Annotated in this window: 19 protein-coding genes; 10 read left to right on the top strand and 9 right to left on the bottom strand. The window is 64.2% G+C overall.

Annotated elements, in window-relative coordinates; translation table 11 throughout:
- Window positions 1–44 precede the first annotated feature (44 nt).
- The 5 genes from MFF34_RS00285 to MFF34_RS00305 form a co-directional block, all read right to left on the bottom strand.
- Window positions 45–1,202: a phosphatidylserine/phosphatidylglycerophosphate/cardiolipin synthase family protein gene (locus tag MFF34_RS00285; RefSeq protein ID WP_027594065.1), complete on the bottom strand. Its 1,158-nt coding sequence runs from the start codon at window positions 1,200–1,202 to the stop codon at window positions 45–47.
- A 1-nt stretch (window position 1,203) separates the two neighbouring features.
- Window positions 1,204–1,785 (bottom strand): YceI family protein, encoded by a 582-nt coding sequence (locus MFF34_RS00290; protein WP_099430342.1) that lies wholly within the window; start codon window positions 1,783–1,785, stop codon window positions 1,204–1,206.
- Between the two features lie 43 nt (window positions 1,786–1,828).
- Window positions 1,829–2,137, bottom strand: a complete 309-nt coding sequence (locus MFF34_RS00295) for an amidase (RefSeq protein ID WP_238209469.1) — start codon at window positions 2,135–2,137, stop codon at window positions 1,829–1,831.
- A complete protein-coding gene (locus MFF34_RS00300; protein WP_238209471.1) occupies window positions 2,134–3,186 on the bottom strand; it encodes a serine hydrolase in 1,053 nt (350 codons plus the stop codon). The genes MFF34_RS00295 and MFF34_RS00300 overlap by 4 nt, the downstream gene beginning before the upstream one ends.
- Window positions 3,187–3,257: 71 nt before the next feature.
- Window positions 3,258–4,145, bottom strand: coding sequence for an acyl-CoA dehydrogenase family protein (locus MFF34_RS00305; RefSeq protein ID WP_238209473.1), 888 nt, complete (start codon window positions 4,143–4,145; stop codon window positions 3,258–3,260).
- A 149-nt stretch (window positions 4,146–4,294) separates the two neighbouring features.
- Here MFF34_RS00305 and olsB point away from each other — a divergent pair, with 149 nt between their 5' ends.
- Together olsB and MFF34_RS00315 are read left to right on the top strand one after the other, a co-directional pair.
- The gene (olsB, locus tag MFF34_RS00310; RefSeq protein WP_186677671.1) at window positions 4,295–5,050 is read left to right on the top strand and encodes an L-ornithine N(alpha)-acyltransferase; all 756 of its coding nucleotides are present in this window, start codon (window positions 4,295–4,297) and stop codon (window positions 5,048–5,050) included.
- Entirely contained in the window at window positions 5,050–5,838 is a 789-nt protein-coding gene (locus tag MFF34_RS00315; protein ID WP_238209480.1) for a 1-acyl-sn-glycerol-3-phosphate acyltransferase, read from the top strand. The genes olsB and MFF34_RS00315 overlap by 1 nt, the downstream gene beginning before the upstream one ends.
- A gap of 74 nt (window positions 5,839–5,912) precedes the next feature.
- On the opposite strand, the gene MFF34_RS00320 is transcribed toward MFF34_RS00315, so the two are convergent.
- A complete protein-coding gene (locus MFF34_RS00320; RefSeq protein WP_186677676.1) occupies window positions 5,913–6,494 on the bottom strand; it encodes an ACP phosphodiesterase in 582 nt (193 codons plus the stop codon).
- A gap of 151 nt (window positions 6,495–6,645) precedes the next feature.
- On the opposite strand from MFF34_RS00320, the gene MFF34_RS00325 reads away from it, so the two are divergent.
- Together MFF34_RS00325 and MFF34_RS00330 are read left to right on the top strand one after the other, a co-directional pair.
- Window positions 6,646–6,948: a helix-turn-helix transcriptional regulator gene (locus tag MFF34_RS00325; RefSeq protein WP_099430348.1), complete on the top strand. Its 303-nt coding sequence runs from the start codon at window positions 6,646–6,648 to the stop codon at window positions 6,946–6,948.
- Between the two features lie 12 nt (window positions 6,949–6,960).
- Window positions 6,961–8,010 carry an alkene reductase gene (locus tag MFF34_RS00330; RefSeq protein WP_099430349.1) on the top strand — a complete coding sequence of 350 codons (1,050 nt, stop codon included), beginning with the start codon at window positions 6,961–6,963 and terminating at the stop codon, window positions 8,008–8,010.
- Between the two features lie 115 nt (window positions 8,011–8,125).
- Here the strand turns inward: MFF34_RS00330 and MFF34_RS00335 are convergent, their stop codons facing one another.
- The 3 genes from MFF34_RS00335 to MFF34_RS00345 form a co-directional block, all read right to left on the bottom strand.
- Window positions 8,126–8,950, bottom strand: a complete 825-nt coding sequence (locus MFF34_RS00335; RefSeq protein ID WP_238209482.1) for an ATPase — start codon at window positions 8,948–8,950, stop codon at window positions 8,126–8,128.
- A 78-nt stretch (window positions 8,951–9,028) separates the two neighbouring features.
- On the bottom strand, window positions 9,029–10,033 hold the full coding sequence (locus MFF34_RS00340) for an NAD(P)-dependent oxidoreductase (protein WP_238209484.1): 1,005 nt from the start codon (window positions 10,031–10,033) through the stop codon (window positions 9,029–9,031).
- 49 nt (window positions 10,034–10,082) lie between these two features.
- The gene (locus MFF34_RS00345) at window positions 10,083–10,979 is read right to left on the bottom strand and encodes a LysR family transcriptional regulator ArgP (protein WP_172960427.1); all 897 of its coding nucleotides are present in this window, start codon (window positions 10,977–10,979) and stop codon (window positions 10,083–10,085) included.
- A gap of 97 nt (window positions 10,980–11,076) precedes the next feature.
- Here MFF34_RS00345 and MFF34_RS00350 point away from each other — a divergent pair, with 97 nt between their 5' ends.
- The 6 genes from MFF34_RS00350 to MFF34_RS00375 all read left to right on the top strand — a co-directional run bounded on the left by MFF34_RS00350 (window position 11,077) and on the right by MFF34_RS00375 (window position 19,131).
- Window positions 11,077–11,676: a LysE/ArgO family amino acid transporter gene (locus tag MFF34_RS00350; protein ID WP_027594052.1), complete on the top strand. Its 600-nt coding sequence runs from the start codon at window positions 11,077–11,079 to the stop codon at window positions 11,674–11,676.
- 286 nt (window positions 11,677–11,962) lie between these two features.
- Complete coding sequence (locus tag MFF34_RS00355; RefSeq protein WP_027594051.1) at window positions 11,963–12,559, top strand: superoxide dismutase; 597 nt, start codon at window positions 11,963–11,965, stop codon at window positions 12,557–12,559.
- A gap of 266 nt (window positions 12,560–12,825) precedes the next feature.
- Window positions 12,826–14,877 carry a bifunctional diguanylate cyclase/phosphodiesterase gene (locus MFF34_RS00360; RefSeq protein WP_027594050.1) on the top strand — a complete coding sequence of 684 codons (2,052 nt, stop codon included), beginning with the start codon at window positions 12,826–12,828 and terminating at the stop codon, window positions 14,875–14,877.
- Between the two features lie 147 nt (window positions 14,878–15,024).
- Entirely contained in the window at window positions 15,025–16,359 is a 1,335-nt protein-coding gene (locus MFF34_RS00365) for an imelysin family protein (protein WP_238209486.1), read from the top strand.
- A 260-nt stretch (window positions 16,360–16,619) separates the two neighbouring features.
- Window positions 16,620–18,047 carry a di-heme oxidoredictase family protein gene (locus MFF34_RS00370; RefSeq protein ID WP_238209487.1) on the top strand — a complete coding sequence of 476 codons (1,428 nt, stop codon included), beginning with the start codon at window positions 16,620–16,622 and terminating at the stop codon, window positions 18,045–18,047.
- A gap of 19 nt (window positions 18,048–18,066) precedes the next feature.
- Entirely contained in the window at window positions 18,067–19,131 is a 1,065-nt protein-coding gene (locus MFF34_RS00375) for an imelysin family protein (protein WP_099430352.1), read from the top strand.
- The last annotated feature ends 1 nt before the right edge of the window (window position 19,132 follow it).

The following is a 19,132-nucleotide window of genomic DNA, read 5'->3' on the forward strand; positions in this document are numbered from 1 at the left end:
ACTCCTTCCATTGCCTGTGAACAGTCACTGCACGATAGTCGCTCTTAGTCACGGCGGTCGAGTACGTTGACCACCAGCCGGTCGAGCCACCCCCACACCCGCTGTTTCACCCGTCGCCACAGTGGCCGGGCATGCCAGTGAGCGAGGTCGACTTCTTCGCTCAAGGCGAAATCACGCTCGAAACTGGCCACCACGGCAGCGGTCAGCGGCGGGTCCAGTGCCTCGATGTTGGCCTCGAGGTTGAAGCGCAGGTTCCAGTGGTCAAAGTTGCACGAGCCGACGCTGACCCAGTCGTCCACCACGGCCATTTTCAGGTGCAGGAAACACGGCTGGTACTCGAATATCTTCACCCCGGCGCGCAACAGACGTGGGTAATAGCGATGCCCGGCATAGCGCACCGACGGGTGGTCGGTACGCGGCCCGGTCAGCAACAAGCGCACGTCCAGGCCCTTGCTGGCTGCGCGGCGCAACGAGCGGCGCACGCTCCAGGTCGGCAGAAAATACGGCGTGGCCAGCCATACCCGCTGCTTGCCGCTGTTCAGCGCACGCACCAACGCATGCAGGATGTCCTGATGCTGACGGGCGTCGGCATAGGCTACCCGGCCCATGCCCTGCCCTTGTGCCGGCACCTTGGGCAGGCGTGGCAGGCCAAAGCCTTCAGCCGGCCGCCAGGCGGTGCGGCGGTTGTTGGCGTGCCATTGGCGGTCGAACAGCAGTTGCCAGTCGGTGACCACAGGGCCTTCTATTTGCACCATCACCTCATGCCATTCGCTGGTAGCGGTGCCCGGCGTCCAGAATTCATCGGTGACGCCCGTGCCGCCCACCGCCGCCCAGCGCTCGTCCACCAGCAGCAGCTTGCGGTGATCGCGGTAGAGGTTACGCAGGCCACGCTTCCAGCGCAGGCGGTTGTACCAGCGCAGGTACACGCCGGCCTCAAGCAGCCGCTGGCGCAAGGCGCTGTTGAAGGCCAGCGAACCATAGTCATCGAACAGGCAGCGCACCCGCACACCGCGCCGGGCAGCGTGTGCCAGCGCGTCGACCACCGCATCGGCGCACGCGCCCGCTTCGACCAGATACAGTTCGAGGTCGACCTGGAACTCGGCACGCGTGATCGCCTGGAGCATGCGTGGGAAGAACTCGGGGCCGTCGATCAGCAGTTCGAACTGGTTGCCATCCCGCCAGGGGAAGACCGGCCCCGGCATGTCAGCGGGCGGTAAAGATCAGCACCGCATTAACCGGTACCGATGGGTTGATGGACTTGAGCCCAGCGAACTTGCGCAAGCTCTCCAGCCCCGGCACCAGGCCAAAATCCTCGGCGCGCAGTACCAAGGGCTCCAGGGTCACCACCTGGAAGCGCCGCTCGTCCAGCCGTGTGGCCAGCAGCAAGGCATTGTAGCTGTGGGACTGGCCATGCAGCGTCACCGTCAGTGGCAGGCGCAGTTCGATCTGCGCACCGTTGGCCAGGTCGTTGATCGGCCGCAGGTCCAGCTGTGCCTTCACCGTGGCCTCGGCGAACTGCTCGACCTCGAACAGGCCGTCACGCATGCGCTCGTCGCGCAGCGGGATGCCACTGCTGACCGAATCCATTTCGATACGCAGGCCAGCCGCACCCTTGCGGTCCACCGTGCCATGCAGCACCAGAAAGCGATGAACTTCGGCCGTATCACCGTTTTTGCCGGTAATGAACGACAGGCGTGATGACTCGCCATCGAGGTGCCAGTTGGCGTGGGCAGGAAGGCATAGGGCCAGCAATAATGCGGGCAGGAGACGGGGCAACTTGAACATGACAGATCTCGTGAAACAAGACCGCAACCTTACCCGCCCGCCATCATGGCAGCAAGCGGCAGCCCTCGCGCACGCCCAGCCAGGCAGCCTGGTTACGCCGGCCCAGGCCTTCGGCGGTAACGCGCCGTTGCTCGCTGCTTTCTTCAAGCAGGCTCAGCGGCAGCCACTGTTTCACGTAGGCGTTGCAGTAGGCCGGGTCGAACCCCATGACGAAGCGGCACGAGCAATACTCCTTGGCCGAATAGGCCGAGAGAATGCTCGGGAAATCCGCCAGCGCCTGGCGCGCCTGCCACGCGCTCCAGCCCAGCGACACGGCAAGCAGCGCCACAAGCACCCGCAGCGCCCGCCTCATGCGCCCTCCCCGGCCAGCGCCGCCAACACACGCTTGAGCAGTTGGTCATGCTGGTAGGTGCCGTCGCGGTCATCGGCATAGCGGACAATCACCAGTTTTTGCCCAGGCAACACGTACAGCGCCTGGCCCCAATGGCCCAGCGCGGCGTAGGTGTCCGCGGGGGCATCCGGCCACGCCCGCGCATCGTTGAGCCACCAGTGCCCACCCGGGTTGGCTTCGCCCGGCACTGGCTCGGCCGGTGCAAAGGGTGTGCGATTGAAGGCTACCCAGGTTGCAGGCAGCAGCTGCCGATCACCCCAGCGCCCCTCGCGCTGCATCAGCAGGCCAATGCGCGCCAGGTCCCGGGCAGTGAGGTAGAGGTACGAAGAACCGACATAGGTACCGGCAGCATCGCGCTCCCACACCGCGCTGTGGATGCCCAGCGGCGTGAACAGCGCCTGCCAGGGGTAGTCGGGGTACTGCCCGGCATCGAGCATGCCGCGTAAGGCTGCAGCCAGCAGGTTGCTGTCACCGCTGGAATACAGAAAATGCTGCCCTGGTGTGCGGGCCGCTGGCCGCGCCGCTGTGTAGGCCGCCATGTCCCCACGGCCGCGGGTGTAGAGCATGGCCACCACGGAGGAGTTTAACGGGGCGTACTCGTAGTCTTCCTGCCAGCCCAGGCCGCTGGCCCAGTGCAGCAGGTCGGCCAGGCGCACGTCCGGGTGGGTTTGCATGGGTGGATAGAAGCGGGCGACCGGGTCCTGCAGTTGGAAGCGGCCTTCGCCTTGGGCAACACCCAGCACCGTGGCCAGCACGCTCTTGCTCACGGACCAGGTGAGGTGCGTGGTATGGGCGGTTGTGGGGTGGGTGTAGCGTTCATAGAGAATGCGGCCGTCGCGGATGATCAGCAGGGCGTTGGTGTGGATGCTGCGGTCAGCGGGGAAGGCGTAGGCGTCGACGGCTTGCCAGTCGAGGGCGGCAGGGTCGGTTTGCCAGTCGGGGGCTGGCCAGTGTTCGGCGCGGGCCGAGGACATGACAAGCCACAGCAGGGCCAGCAGAACCTTTTCCATCTTGAGCTCACATAATATGGGGCTGCGTTGCAGCCCCAACATTCAAATGTTCACCCGAGTCTGCCGGCCTTTCATGACAATCCTGCAGCCGCCCAGGCCTTGGCCAGGCGCTTCTCCCGCGCTGCTGCAGCCAGCGCCATCACCCCTTGATCACGCTGCCACAATTGCGCCCACTGCTTGGGCCCAGCCAGCAACGCCTCATCAATATCAGCGTGCAGCGCCTGAAACTGCGCAAACAACCCCGCCAGCAACAAATGGCAACCCACACTGTCCGCACACTGACGGCTGCCTTCTGCACACCCGGCCAACACACTCAGCAGGCGCAAGCGCAACGCCTGTGGCCACGCACACTCCTGGCCGACGCCATATAGCCAAGCCGTCAAACCGGCAAGTACGTACAGGTCTTCGAGCGAACGGAACGGTTTGACATAGGCGTCCCAGCCATCTCCGGCCAGCAATTCGCACGCCGCCTGCTCCAGGTGCAACCGGCCATGGCCGACTTCGGGCATCAGCGGCAAGGTCGGCAACGCCTCCAACGTCACCCCCGGTTCGCCCGGGTACACCACCGCCAGGTTCAAGCGTGGTGCCTCGCCTGCCGCTTCACTGCGCGCCGCCACCAGCAACCACTCCGCCTCAAGCCCGGCGGTGACGAAATCCTTGCTGCCGGTCAGGCGCAACCCGTCGATACGCGTGCGCATGTCCGCCGGTCGCACGCTGCGCCGCTCGGTGGCGCACAGGGCGCCGAGGCTGGACGGCGCGCTGGGCCAGAGCACGCGCAAGGCGGCCTGGTAGCCGACGAGAAAGGCCAGGCCCGGCGTGGCCATCGCGCGCCCGCCGAGCACCGCCAGTTCGAACGGGGCAACCTGGCCAAGGCGCTCAAGCAGCGCGGCGTAGGTTTCGCCCAGGGTGCCGGCCACAGGTTGGCGCAGCGGGTCGTTGAGTCGTTGTAGCCAGGCCATCGGACGCAGCTCCTTGCGGGGGTTGAGGGCGGGTGTCACGCAAGCATCACCAAAGATTCACAGGGGTGACACCCCGTCTACCTAGGCTGACTTTGCACAACAAAGCCGACCGGCCGCAACCCTTCATGGCTGGCTTATGGAGACTCGTAATGACTCGGATCGCTCACACCGGCGACAACAGCACTGAACGCCGTCTGCAAGCCGAACGCCTGGTCGGCGCCACGGCCCTGCAGGAAGCCCAGGCCTTGCGCTATAAAGTGTTCAGCGCAGAATTCAAGGCCAAGCTCAAGGGTGCCGAACACGGTCTGGACATGGATGACTATGACCCACACTGCCGCCACATCGGCGTGCGCGACCTGAGCACCGGCGAACTGGTCGCCACCACCCGGCTGCTCGACCACCAAGCTGCCAGCAGCCTTGGCCGCTTCTACAGCGAAGAAGAGTTCAGCCTGCACGGCCTGTTGCAGTTGCAAGGGCCGATTCTTGAACTGGGCCGCACCTGCGTGGCCGCCGAATACCGCAACGGCGGCACCATCGCCGTGCTCTGGGGCGAGCTGGCCGAAGTGCTCAACGAAGGGCGCTACAGCTACCTGATGGGGTGCGCCAGCATCCCCATGCAGGACGGTGGCGTGCAGGCCCATGCGGTCATGCAGCGCCTGCGCGAACGCTACCTGTGCAACGAGCACCTGCGCGCCGAGCCTAAAAACCCGCTGCCGAACCTGGCCCTGCCAAACAATGTCATCGCCGAAATGCCACCGCTGCTCAAGGCCTACATGCGCCTAGGCGCGAAGATTTGCGGCGAACCGTGCTGGGATGAGGACTTCCAGGTCGCCGACGTGTTCATCCTGCTCAAGCGCGACGACCTCTGCCCACGCTACGCCCGCCACTTCAAGGCGGCGGTCTGATGCTGAAGCTGCGGGTACTCGCCCGCCTGACACGGCTGATGCTGGTGCTGCTGCTCGGCCTGCTGATGGCCAGCGTGATCGCCCTTGGCGAACGCGTAGGCCTGACGGCTTCAATCGAGCGCCGGCAACGCTGGAGCTGCTGGTTCATGAAACGCCTGGTCGCGGCCTTGCCCTTCGAGGTCAGGGTGTTAGGCAAGCTGCCCAAACAGCCGATGCTGTGGGTCAGCAACCACGTCTCCTGGGCCGACATCCCGCTGCTCGGCATGCTGCTTCCGTTGTCGTTCCTGTCCAAAGCCGAGGTGCGCCACTGGCCTGTCGCCGGGTGGCTGGCAGAGAAGGCCGGCACGCTGTTCATCCGGCGCGGCGGTGGCGACAGCCAACGGCTGCGCGAACAGATCAGCGCGCAACTGAGCGATGCCAGGCCGCTGTTGATCTTCCCCGAAGGCACCACCACCGATGGACGCCACGTGCGCACGTTCCACGGTCGTTTGCTGGCAGGTGCCATCGACCAGGCGGTGCCGGTGCAGCCGGTGGCCATCCAGTATCTGCGCAATGGCGAGGCTGACCCGATTGCGCCGTTCATTGGCGATGATGATTTGGTGTCGCACCTGATGCGGCTGTTTGCCCAGCCGCGTGGCGAGGTGTGCATTCATCTGCTGCAGCCGATTGCCAGTGTTGGCAAGGAGCGTGCGGTGCTGGCATTGCAGGCGCAACAGGCCATTCATGGGGCGCTGTTTGGGGTTGAAGAGGCAACAGTGGTGCCACGGCGGCAGGCTCGGGCTGCCTGAGCTTTGATTCTGCCTGCTCTGGCCTCTTCGCGGTCCGACTTGCCCGCGAAGAGGCCAGAGCAGGCAGCAGAAGATTAACCAGACACACGCCCCGCCGCCGCAAACGCCTGCAACTGCGGATAAAACTCGCGAAAGTCCGCCATCAGCGGCTCATACAACCGCTCCAACTCAGGCATCACGCCAGCCATCCCCTCCGGCCGCGACAACCGCCGCGCAATGCCGTTGAACACCTGCTCCAGCGTCGCAAAATCGCCATACGCCCCCAGCCAGTCATCGGCCGCCATGAACGGTGCAATGCGCGCCAGGCGCCCGGGCAACTCAGGCTCCGCCAGCAGCACCCGATAGAAATCACCGGTGAACTGCGCCAACGGCTGCTGGGCATAGTCGGCCCAATGCCGCGCCAGGCAATGATCGAAAAACACATCCAGGACAATGCCGGCAAACCGCCGCCGCTGCACCGGGAACCGCGCCAGCGCGGCCAGCACCAGTGGGTGACGGTCGGTGTAGCTGTCGATATGCCGATGCAGCCGGATAGCGGCTTCCAGCGCCGGAGGAAAGCGCCCTTCCAGCGAGCCCTTGACGAAATCGCCATACAGGCTGCCGAGCAATTGCTGCGGCGCGGGGCCGCCGAGGTGCAAGTGTGCGAGGTAGTTCATGGCGTCAGTCTAGCACCGCCAACGCCTATATCGTCATAACGCGATATAGCGATTGGTGCTCAGCTCAGAACCTCTTCATATTTGTATATCGCGAAATACCGATTTACATTCCCCCTATCGCAATCGACCGCTTCACCATGAGCCACACCCCATGCCCCTCGATCTAGACGACATAATAAAAGCCCTGGCCCACCCGGTCCGGCGAGAAATCCTCGACTGGCTGAAGGACCCGGCAACGCAGTTTCCTGACCAGCACCACAGCACCGAACACGGTGTCTGTGCCGGGCAGATCGACCAACGCTGCGGCCTGTCGCAGTCGACCGTTTCTGCTCACCTGGCCATCTTGCAGCGCGCCGGCCTGATCAGCAGCCAGAAGATCGGCCAATGGCACTTCTTCAAACGCAATGAGGAGACCATTCAGGCCTTCCTCGAACAGTTGAGCCAAGCGCTCTGAAAAGGAAACCGCATGACTACGCTCTTCGACCCGATCACGCTGGGCGACCTGCAACTGCCCAACCGCATCATCATGGCCCCGCTGACCCGCTGCCGCGCCGATGAAGGCCGGGTGCCCAACGCACTGATGGCCGAGTACTACGTGCAACGCGCCAGCGCCGGGCTGATCCTCAGCGAGGCGACGTCGGTCACGGCGATGGGGGTCGGCTACCCAGACACCCCAGGCATCTGGAACGACGAACAGGTGCGTGGCTGGAACAATGTCACCAAGGCCGTGCATGGCGCCGGCGGGCGCATTTTCCTGCAACTGTGGCATGTGGGCCGCATTTCCCACCCCAGCTACCTGAACGGCGAACTGCCGGTGGCCCCCAGCGCGATCCAGCCCAAGGGCCATGTCAGCCTGGTGCGCCCGCTCAGCGACTACCCGACCCCGCGGGCGCTGGAAACCGAAGAGATCGTCGACATCGTCGAGGCCTACCGCAGCGGCGCCGAAAACGCCAAGGCCGCAGGTTTCGATGGTGTGGAAATCCACGGTGCCAATGGCTACCTGCTCGATCAGTTCCTGCAAAGCAGCACCAACCAGCGCACCGACCGCTACGGTGGCTCGCTGGAAAACCGCGCACGCTTGCTGCTGGAAGTCACTGACGCCGCCATTGAAGTGTGGGGGGCCAACCGCGTAGGCGTGCACCTGGCGCCGCGTGCCGATTCACACGACATGGGCGACGCCGACCGTGCCGAAACCTTCACCTACGTGGCACGCGAACTGGGCAAGCGCGGCATCGCCTTCATCTGCTCGCGGGAGAAGGAAGCCGACGACAGCATCGGCACGCTGATCAAAGAGGCCTTTGGTGGCCCGTACATCGTCAACGAGCGCTTCACCAAGGCCACTGCCAATGCCGCGCTGGCTACTGGCAAGGCGGATGCCGTGGCGTTCGGTGTGCCGTTCATTGCCAACCCGGACCTGCCAGCGCGCCTGGCAGCGGATGCGCCCTTGAACCAGGCACACCCGGAAACCTTCTATAGCAAGGGGCCGGTGGGGTATATCGACTACCCACGGATGTGATCGGGTAGGCGCAGCCTTGTGCTGCGAAGAGGCCAGTGTAAGCTTGCACGTAACGGTCATGCCTACACTGGCCTCTTCGCAGCACAAGGCTGCTCCTACAGGGCACGCGGGGTCTTCAGGGGCGCGCTTTGATCTGCTGCTGCAGGTTCTGGATCTGGCTCTGTAGCGTGTTGATGCTGCGGGTGGTCTGCCCGCGGAACGCATCGAACTCCTGCACCGAGGCACCGCCCGACGCCGCCGCCGGGCGATTGTCGACCTGGCTCTTCAACACCAGCATGTCTTGCTCCAGGCTCTGGATCGCCGCACTCGGGTTACCCTGCTTTTTCAGCGCTGCCACTTCGTCGCTCAGGTTCTTGAGCTGCCCGTCGAGCTTGCCGCCATCGACCTGGCCTGACTTCAGCGCCGCCAGCTCGCCATTCACGGCCTTCAATTGCGCCTGCAACTGGGTCTGCAGTTCGGTCACGGCTTTCTGCTGTTCGCGGGTATCGGCCAGCACCTGCTCCAGGCGCTTGCCCAGGTCACCGGCCTGCCCCGCTACACCCTGTTGCTGCTTGCCCTGCTCGGCCAGGCTGGCCTGCAGTTGGCGGATCTGCAGCTTCAGCGCCTCACTGCCGGTGCTGGTCGTCGACTCGCTGGCATCGACTTTGCCGCTGATGGCCTGCAGGCGCCCCGCCGCTTCTTCGCTGATGCGCGCAAAGCTTTCCTGGGTGGCCACCAGTTGCTGTTCCATCAGCGAGATCTGCTGAAAGCTCCACCAGCCCAACCCCGCCAAGGCAATCAGTGACGCCACCAACAGCGCCCACAAAGGTGCCGTACTGGCCCCCCGTTCGGCTTTCTGCCGGCTGCGCATCACGTGCGCGGGTATCAGTTCATCATCGTCGGGCGTGCCGGCCCTCAGGGTAGGCACATCATCGTAATCGTCGTGAGCAGGCTTACGCATGAGTACATTCAACCGCAGTAGTCGCAAAGAGGCACGAGTATAAACCGCTCGCGCGGCGTGTTGATGACCATCGTTGCATCAGCCGACTTTCAGGCCTTCAGGCTGGTGCTTCCACCAGGCGCAGAATTCGTCGAGGGCCGTCCACAGGCTGACCTTGGGCTGGTAGTCCAGGTACTGCCGCGCGCGGCTGATGTCCAGGGTGAAATCGCGGCTCATCACCTGCATGCCCATGCGCGACAAGGTGGGCTGCGGCCGCCCCGGCCAGAGCATGCACGCCGCTTCGTTGAGCGCCGCCAGGCTGTAGGCCAGGCCGTAGGTGCGGTACCGGGTCACTTGCGGCAATTGCATCTGGCGCATCACGTAGTTGACCACATCCCACAGTGGCAACGGGTGGCCATTGCTGATGTTGTAGGCTTGGCCCAGGGCGCGGTCGTCGGCGAACAGGGCACTGAGCAACGCCTCGTTGAGGTTGTGCACGCTGGTGAAGTCGACCTTGTTCAGGCCGTTGCCGATGATCGCCACGCGGCCCTTGCGTTGCATCTGCATCAGCCGCGGGAAAATACTGGCATCCCCAGCCCCAGTGACGAAGCGCGGGCGCAGCGCCAGCACTTCCAGGCCGAACTCCTGGGCACCGAACACCTTCTGCTCGGCCAGGTGCTTGGTCAGCGCATAGTGATCGTGAAAGCGGCGCGGCACCTGGTCCTCACGGATGTCCAGGCGCGAACGGCCATTGAAGTAGATCGACGGCGACGACAGATGCACCAGGCGTCGCACATGTTCCTTCAGGCAACCCTCGACCACGTTTTCGGTGACCACCACGTTGCCTTGGTGAAAATCCTGGTAGCGCCCCCAGTTGCCCACCGCGCCTGCGCAGTGCACCACCGCTTCGACGCCCTGGCACAGGCGCCGGGCAAGCTCGGCATCGCCCAGGTCGCCGGGGATGAACTGCGCGCCGCGCTTGACCAGGTGCTCGACACCTTCGGCACGTCGGCCGCTGACCCGCACGTCCAGGCCCTGCTCCAGGGCAACGCGCGCAAAGCGCCCGCCGATGAAGCCGCTCGCGCCGGTGACCAGAATTCGCATGTAAGACTCCGCCTTGCCAGATTTCAGATGCAACTGACGCCGGCCGTGGCTACAAGGGCACCAGCCATTGCCGTGCCGTGTGCCGCAGGTGATCGGTCAGTTGCGCGAGCAGTTGCCCGCCATTGCGCCAATGATGCCAGTACAGCGGCACATCGATGGGAGTATCGGCGCATATTTCCACCAATTGCCCGCTGGACAGTTGTTCGCGCGCCTGCAATTCAGGCACCAGCCCCCAGCCCAACCCCGCCTCGGTCATGCGCAGGAACCCTTCGGACGAGGGGCACAAGTGGTGCAGGAAGCCGTCCTCGATGCCCAGCGATGCCAGGTAGCGGTGTTGCAGGAAGTCGTCCGGGCCGTACACGATCGCGGGCGTGCGAGCCAAGCGCTTGACCTCGAACCCACGGGGGAAATGCCGCGCCATGAACACCGGGCTGGCCAGTGCACGGTAGCGCATCGCGCCCAGCGGCAGGCTGCGCGCGCCAGCCACTGGCCGCTCGCTGCCACACAGGCAGGCCGCCACTTCACCGGCACGCATGCGTTTAAGGCCAACTTCCTGGTCCTCCACCACCAGGTCGGTGAGCACGTTCTGTTCGGCACAGAACCGGCCGACCGCGCCCGCCCACCAAGTGGCCAGGCTGTCGGCGTTAAGGGCAATCCGCAAACGCTCCGGCATGCCCTCCTCGTCCAGCGCAGGCACCTGGCGTTGCAGGTCGCGCTCGAGCAGACGCACCTGCTGCACATGGTTGAGCAACTGGCGCCCGACCTCGGTCGGGCTCGGTGGCGTGGCCCGCACCAGCACCGGCTGGCCAACCCGTGCTTCGAGCAGCTTGATGCGCTGGGAAATGGCCGATTGCGACAGCCCCAGCACCTGCGCCGCACGCTCGAAGCCGCCTTGCTCGATCACCGCCGCAAGGGCGGCCAGCAGCTTGTAGTCGAACATCGATATTCCTAATGCCTGATCAGCTTTATTTGTTTTTCTTATACAGCGCCAATCACCACAATAGCCAGCATCGTTTATGGCTCATTTTCTGGAGTACACCGCCATGTGGCAAAGCTATCTGAACGGCATGCTGGTGGCCTTCGGCCTGATCATGGCCATCGGCGCGCAGAACGCCTTCGTCCTCGCGCAAAGCCTGCGCCGCGAGCACCACCTGCCGGTGGCGGCCCTGTGCATCGTCTGCGACGCCCTGCTGGTCGCTGCCGGGGTGTTCGGCCTGGCCACGGTACTGGCGCACAACCCGACGCTGCTGGCCATCGCCCGTTGGGGCGGCGCGGTGTTCCTGCTCTGGTACGGCGCCAAGGCGCTGCGCAGCGCTTGCTCCAAGCAGAGCCTGCAGCACCAGCAAGGCCAGGGCATGCGCTCGCGCCGCGCGGTGTTGCTCAGTGCGCTGGCGGTGACCCTGCTCAACCCCCATGTGTACCTCGACACCGTGCTGCTGATCGGCTCGCTCGGTGCCCAGCAGACAGTGCCCGGGGCCTATGTGGCGGGGGCGGCCAGTGCTTCGCTGCTGTGGTTCTCGACCTTGGCGATCGGTGCGGCCTGGCTGGCCCCGTGGTTGGCGCGGCCAGCGACCTGGCGGATGCTCGACCTGATGGTGGCGGTGATGATGTTCGCGGTGGCGGCGCAACTGATTTTTAGCTGAATGGGGACGTGTTTGGCACAGCAGTTTCAGCGCCTGGGAGATCGAGCGCCGCGCGGGCAGCGCTCGATCTCCCAGGCAATCAAACACCCCGACGAACACCACTGGTCGGCACCGGCCAACCGCTCTGGAACCTCTATTCCCTATCTTTGTTGCGTGGTTATGCGCCGGGCCCGGTGCTATGATCCAGCCCTCGCGTCGCAAAGAGTACAAACTCGCCGACGTTGATCGGGCCGCCCGTGATCGGCCTTGCGCAAACCGCAAATAGACCTGAATCAGGAGATCCACCATGGCTTTTGAATTGCCGCCGCTGCCGTACGCCCACGATGCCCTGCAGCCGCACATCTCCAAGGAAACCCTGGAGTATCACCACGACAAGCACCACAACACCTATGTCGTGAACCTGAACAACCTGGTCCCAGGCACCGAATTCGAAGGCAAGACCCTGGAAGAGATCGTCAAGACCTCTTCGGGCGGTATCTTCAACAACGCCGCTCAAGTCTGGAACCACACCTTCTACTGGAACTGCCTGGCGCCTAACGCCGGTGGTCAACCGACCGGTGCCCTGGCCGAAGCCATCAACGCCGCTTTCGGTTCCTTCGACAAGTTCAAGGAAGAGTTCACCAAGACTTCCGTCGGCACCTTCGGCTCCGGCTGGGGCTGGCTGGTGAAGAAAGCTGACGGTTCCCTGGCCCTGGCCAGCACCATCGGCGCCGGCAACCCGCTGACCAATGGCGACACCCCGCTGCTGACCTGCGACGTCTGGGAACACGCCTACTACATCGACTACCGCAACGTGCGTCCGAAGTATGTCGAGGCGTTCTGGAACCTGGTCAACTGGGCCTTCGTTGCCGAACAGTTCGAAGGCAAGACCTTCAAGGCCTGATGCATATCCAGCCTTGAACGAAGAACCCGGCCTTGGTGCCGGGTTTTTTTATGGGCCTGTAACAGCCTCTTGCTCAGCACGGATTGCACGCTAACATCAAACCTCTGGAAACTTGATACAGCGCACTCAAGTTGCAGGGCCAGGCGACCGATATACTGCCCAGGACAACCCCGCTTCTCGCGCTGTGTCCGTGGCACACCGGCCGATAGTGTATTGGTTTCATTGATGGCAAAATGATGCCATGCGCATGGATTAAGGAAACCCCATTGAAGCTGGAATTGCGGAACAGCTTGTCGGTCAAGTTGCTCAGGGTCGTGCTGCTGTCGGCGCTCGCAGTGGGCGTCGTGCTCAGTTGTGCGCAAATCGTCTACGACACCTACAAGACCCGCCAGGCTGTCGACAACGATGCCCAGCGCATCCTCGACATGTTCCGTGACCCCTCTACCCAGGCGGTGTACAGCCTTGACCGGGAGATGGGCATGCAGGTGATGGAAGGCCTGTTCCAGGACGAATCAGTGCGCATGGCGTCCATCGGCCACCCCAACGAAACCATGCTGGCCGAAAAGTCCCGCCCGCTGCAGGACATGTCCATGCGCTGGCTGACCGACCTGATCCTCGGCCAGGAACGCACCTACACCACCCAATTGGTCGGCCGCGGCCCCTACAGCGAATACTACGGCGACCTGAGCATCACCCTCGACACCTCGTCGTACGGCGAAGATTTTTTGATCAACGCGGTGATCATCTTCATCTCCGGCGTGCTACGCGCCCTGGCCATGGGCCTGGTGTTGTACTTGGTCTACCACTGGCTGCTGACCAAGCCACTGTCGAAAATCATCGAGCACCTTACCCAGATCAACCCCGATCGCCCCAGCCAGCACCAGATCCCGCTGCTCAAGGGCCACGAGAAAAACGAACTGGGCCTGTGGGTGAACACGGCCAACCAGCTGCTCGCCTCCATCGAGCGCAATACCCACCTGCGCCACGAGGCCGAGAACAGCCTGCAACGCATGGCCCAATACGACTTCCTCACCGGCCTGCCCAACCGCCAGCAACTGCAGCAACAGCTGGACAAGATCCTTGTCGATGGCGGCCGCCTGCAGCATCGCGTCGCAGTGCTGTGCGTAGGCCTGGACGATTTCAAGGGCATCAACGAGCAGTTCAGCTACCAGGTCGGTGACCAGTTGCTGCTGGCCCTGGCCGACCGCCTGCGCGCCCACAGTGGCCGCCTGGGGGCGCTGGCGCGGTTGGGTGGCGACCAGTTCGCCCTGGTTCAGGCCAACATCGAGCAGCCCTATGAGGCTGCCGAGCTGGCCCAGAGCATCCTCGATGACCTGGAGGTGCCCTTCGACCTCGACCATCAGCAGATCCGCCTGCGTGCCACCATCGGCATCACCCTGTTCCCCGAAGACGGCGACAGCACCGAGAAGCTGCTGCAAAAAGCCGAACAGACCATGACCCTGGCCAAGGCCCGCTCACGCAACCGTTACCAGTTCTACATCGCCAGCGTCGACAGTGAGATGCGCCGCCGCCGCGAGCTGGAAAAAGACCTGCGCGAAGCCCTGCCGCGCAATCAGCTCTACCTGGTGTATCAGCCGCAGATCAGCTACCGCGACCACCGCGTGGTTGGCGTCGAGGCCCTGCTGCGCTGGCAACACCCGGAGCTGGGCATGGTCCCGCCCGATCAGTTCATCCCGCTGGCCGAGCAGAACGGCAACATCATCACCATCGGCGAATGGGTACTCGACCAGGCCTGCCGGCAGCTGCGCGAATGGCACGACCTGGGCTTCAGCGACCTGCGCATGGCGGTCAACCTGTCGACCGTGCAGTTGCACCACAGCGAACTGCCACGCGTGGTCAACAACCTGCTGCAGGCCTACCGCCTGCCGCCGCGCAGCCTGGAGCTGGAAGTGACCGAGACCGGCCTGATGGAAGACATCAGCACCGCCGCCCAGCACCTGCTCAGCCTGCGCCGCTCCGGGGCACTGATCGCCATTGACGACTTCGGTACCGGCTACTCGTCGCTCAGCTACCTGAAGTCGTTGCCGCTGGACAAGATCAAGATCGACAAGAGCTTCGTCCAGGACCTGCTCGACGACGATGACGACGCCACCATCGTGCGCGCCATCATCCAGCTGGGCAAAAGCCTGGGCATGCAGGTTATCGCTGAAGGCGTGGAAACCGCCGAGCAGGAGACCTACATCATCGCCCAGGGTTGCCACGAGGGTCAGGGCTACCACTACAGCAAGCCACTGTCGGCCCGCGAGCTGACCAGTTACCTCAAGCAGGCACAGCGCAATCAGGTGTCCATGCTGTAGCCCTGACGCCCCCGGTTACAGGCCGTGACGGGCATTTACATGAATTGCGCGCTCGCCTCTTTACAGCAAATGCAAATCTTTCGCATGATGTTGCGGTTTCGCGTGCCATGGCGCACGGTCCAACCACACGACGCAGGGAAACCAACAATGATTCGAATGCCTCTGGCCTCCGCCAGTCTGCTGGCCATCGCCATCGCGCTCGCCGGATGTGGCGAAAAGGATGACAAGGCCGCTGCTCCGCAAGCGCAAGCGCCTGCTGCCGCCAGCACCACCGCCGCCGCGCCTGGGGCTGTCGATGAAGCGGCCGGCAAGGCCGTGATCCAGCATTACGCCGACATGGTCTACGCCGTGTACAGCGACTCGCTGAGCACCGCCAAGGCCCTGCAGACGGCAGTCGACGCGTTCCTGGCCAAGCCCAACGACGAAACCCTGAAAGCCGCCAAGGACGCCTGGGCCGCCTCGCGCGTACCTTACCTGCAGAGCGAAGCCTTCCGCTTTGGCAACACCATCATCGACGACTGGGAAGGTCAAGTTAACGCCTGGCCCCTGGACGAAGGCCTGATCGACTACGTCGACAAGAGCTACGAGCACGCCCTGGGCAACCCGGCGGCCAGCGCCAACATCATCGCCAACACCGAGATCCAGGTCGGCGAAGAGAAGGTCGACGTCAAGGACATCACCCCAGAGAAGCTGGCCAGCCTGAACGAGCTGGGCGGCTCCGAAGCCAACGTCGCCACCGGCTACCACGCCATCGAATTCCTGCTCTGGGGCCAGGACCTGAACGGCACCGGCCCAGGCGCTGGCAACCGCCCTGCTTCCGACTACCTGGAAGGCAACGGTGCTACTGGCGGCCACAACGACCGCCGTCGTGCCTACCTGAAGGCGGCCACCGACCTGCTGGTCAAGGACCTCGAAGAGATGGTCGGCAACTGGGCACCGAACGTTGCCGACAACTACCGCGCCACCCTGGAAGCCGAACCGGTCAACGACGGCCTGCGCAAGATGCTGTTCGGCATGGGCAGCCTGTCGCTGGGCGAACTGGCGGGCGAGCGCATGAAGGTCTCGCTGGAAGCCAACTCGCCTGAAGACGAGCAAGACTGCTTCAGCGACAACACCCACTACTCGCACTTCTACGACGCCAAGGGTATCCGCAACGTCTACCTGGGCGAGTACACCCGTCCGGATGGCACCAAGCTGACCGGCCCGAGCCTGTCGTCGCTGGTTGCCAAGGTCGACCCGGCTACCGACGCCACCCTGAAGGCCGACCTGGAAGCCACCGAAGCGAAGATCCAGGTGATCGTCGACCACGCCCTGAAAGGCGAGCACTACGACCAACTGATCGCTGCCGACAACGCCGCTGGCAACCAAGTCGTGCGTGACGCCATCGCCTCGCTGGTCAAGCAGACCGGCGCGATCGAACAGGCTGCAGGCAAGCTGGGCATTGCCAACCTGAACCCGGACACTGCGGATCACGAGTTCTGATTCGGCTGTAGCGGTTCTGGAAAAGGCGACCTTGGGGTCGCCTTTTTTGCTTCTGGCCCTTTCGCGGGTAAACCCGCTCCCACCAGGACGGCATAATTCCTGAGATCTGTGTGGGAGCGGGTTTACCCGCGAAGAGGCCGGCACAGGCAACAGATGTAGCTGACACTGATTTCATCCAGCAATTGCAAATTGCTCTTATTCAAACATCCCCACTTTGCTAAGCTTGCACGCCGGTTTTTCGCTCACGCCCAGGATCCTTGATGTCCTCGTCGCTGTTCAAACTCTCTCCCCTGCTGCTGGCCTTCGCCCTCGCCGCCTGTGACGACGCCCCGCGTTTCACCCAGGCAGAGCCCGGCGAAGCGCTGTCGGGTGGCAAGGCGACGGTGCAGCGCAGCGATCGCAATGCCTATTCCCTGCCCTCGGCCAACCTTTCGCCCGAGCGGCGCCTGGACTTCGCCGTCGGCAACAGTTTTTTCCGCAACCCCTGGGTGATCGCCCCGTCCACCACCACCGCGCGTGATGGCCTCGGCCCGCTGTTCAACACCAATGCCTGCCAGAACTGCCACGTGCGCGATGGCCGCGGCCACCCACCCGAGCTCGATGACAGCAACGCGGTTTCAATGCTGGTGCGCCTGTCGATCCCCGACCAGCCTTACCTGGCCAAGGTGGTCGAGCGCCTGGGCGTGGTCCCCGAGCCCGTGTACGGCACCCAGTTGCAGGACATGGCTATCCCCGGCGTGGCGCCGGAGGGCAAGGTCCGCGTGACCTACGCCAACCAGGCCGTCACGTTCAAGGACGGCCACCAGGTCGAGCTGCGTCGGCCCAGCTTGCAGATCACCCAGCTGGGCTACGGGGCAATGCACCCTGACACCCGCTTCTCGGCCCGTGTTGCGCCGCCGATGATCGGCCTCGGCCTACTCGAAGCCATCCCCGAAGCCGACATCCTGGCCAACGAAGACCCGGACGACCGCAACCGCGACGGCATCCGCGGCCGAGCCAACCGGGTCTGGGATGACGCCCAGGGCAAGACCGTGGTGGGCCGCTTCGGCTGGAAAGCCGGGCAACCCAACGTCAACCAGCAGAACGTCCATGCGTTTGCCGGCGACATGGGCCTGACCTCCACCCTGCTGCCCAAGGACGACTGCACCGCAGCGCAAGTCGACTGCCTGGCCGCGCCCAATGGCGATGGCATGGGGGGCGAAAAGGAAGTCAGCGACAACATCCTGCGCCTGGTCACCTTCTATACCCGCAACCTGGGCGTGCCTGCCCGTCGTGACGTGGGTGCGCCGCAGGTGCTGGCAGGCAAGAACCTGTTCTTCCAGGCCGGTTGCCAGGGCTGTCACACCCCGCAGTTCACCACCGCCGCAAACGCGGCCGAACCTGAGCTGGCCGGTCAGGTGATCCGCCCCTACAGCGACCTGCTGTTGCATGACATGGGGCCGGGCCTGGCCGATGAACGCACCGAATTCGCGGCCAATGGCCAGGACTGGCGCACCCCGCCGCTGTGGGGTATCGGCCTGAGTGAAACGGTCAGTGGCCACAGCCAGTTCCTGCACGACGGCCGCGCCCGCAACCTGCTCGAAGCCGTGCTCTGGCACGGTGGCGAAGCCGAAGCGGCACGTAATTTCGTCCTCACCTTCAATGCCGAGCAGCGTGCCGCGCTGCTGGCTTTCCTGAACTCACTTTAAAACGCGCAAGGAGCCGGGCATGTTCCGACCCAAACTGTTGTTCACCAGCCTCGCCGCACTCGCCCTCGGTGCCTGCTCGCCGCAGGACCCGCAAGCCGTGACCTCCGCCGCCATCGCCAAGCAGGTGATCCTGCCGACCTACAGCCGCTGGGTCGAAGCCGACCGCCAGCTGGCCGTCAGCGCCCTGGCCTATTGCGAAGGCAAGGCGAACCTGGACACCGCCCGCGCCGACTTCCTCACTGCGCAAAAAGCCTGGGCCGAGCTGCAACCGTTGCTGGTCGGCCCGCTGGCCGAAGGCAACCGCGCCTGGCAGGTGCAGTTCTGGCCCGACAAGAAGAACCTGGTCGGCCGCCAGGTCGAGCAGTTGGTCAACGGTGACAAACCCGTCGACGCCGCTGCCCTGGGCAAGGCCAGCGTCGTGGTGCGCGGCCTGTCGGCTTACGAGTACATCCTCTTCGACAGCAAGCCAGACGTTGCCACGGCGGAGCAGAAAGCCCGCTACTGCCCACTGCTGGTGGCCATCGCCGAGCACCAGAAGGCCTTGGCCGAGGAGATCCTCAAGGGCTGGAACAGCACCGACGGCATGCTCTCGCAGATGACCAAGTTCCCCAACCAGCGCTACGCCGATTCCCACGAGGCCATCGCCGACCTGCTGCGCGCCCAGGTCACCGCCCTGGACACCCTGAAGAAGAAGCTTGGCGCCCCCATGGGCCGCCAGAGCAAGGGCATTGCCCAGCCGCTGCAGGCCGAAGCCTGGCGCAGCCACGCTTCGCTCAAAAGCCTGGAGGCCAGCCTCAAGGCCGCCCAGGCGGTCTGGGTCGGGGTCGACAACAAAGGCCTGCGTGGCCTGTTGGGCAGCGACCAGAAAGCCTTGGCAGACAAGATCGACGACGCCTACGCCACCGCGCTCAAACAGCTGGCCGACAATCAGAAAACCCTCGGCGAGTTGCTGGCCGACGACGCCGGCAAGCAGACCCTCAACCAGATCTACGACAGCCTCAACGTTGTCCACCGCCTGCACGAAGGCGAGCTGGCCAAGGCGTTGAACATCCAGCTGGGCTTCAATGCCAACGACGGTGACTGAT

The sequence above is a fragment of the Pseudomonas sp. PAGU 2196 genome (assembly GCF_022179005.1).
Classification (GTDB): Bacteria; Pseudomonadota; Gammaproteobacteria; order Pseudomonadales; family Pseudomonadaceae; genus Aquipseudomonas; species Aquipseudomonas kermanshahensis.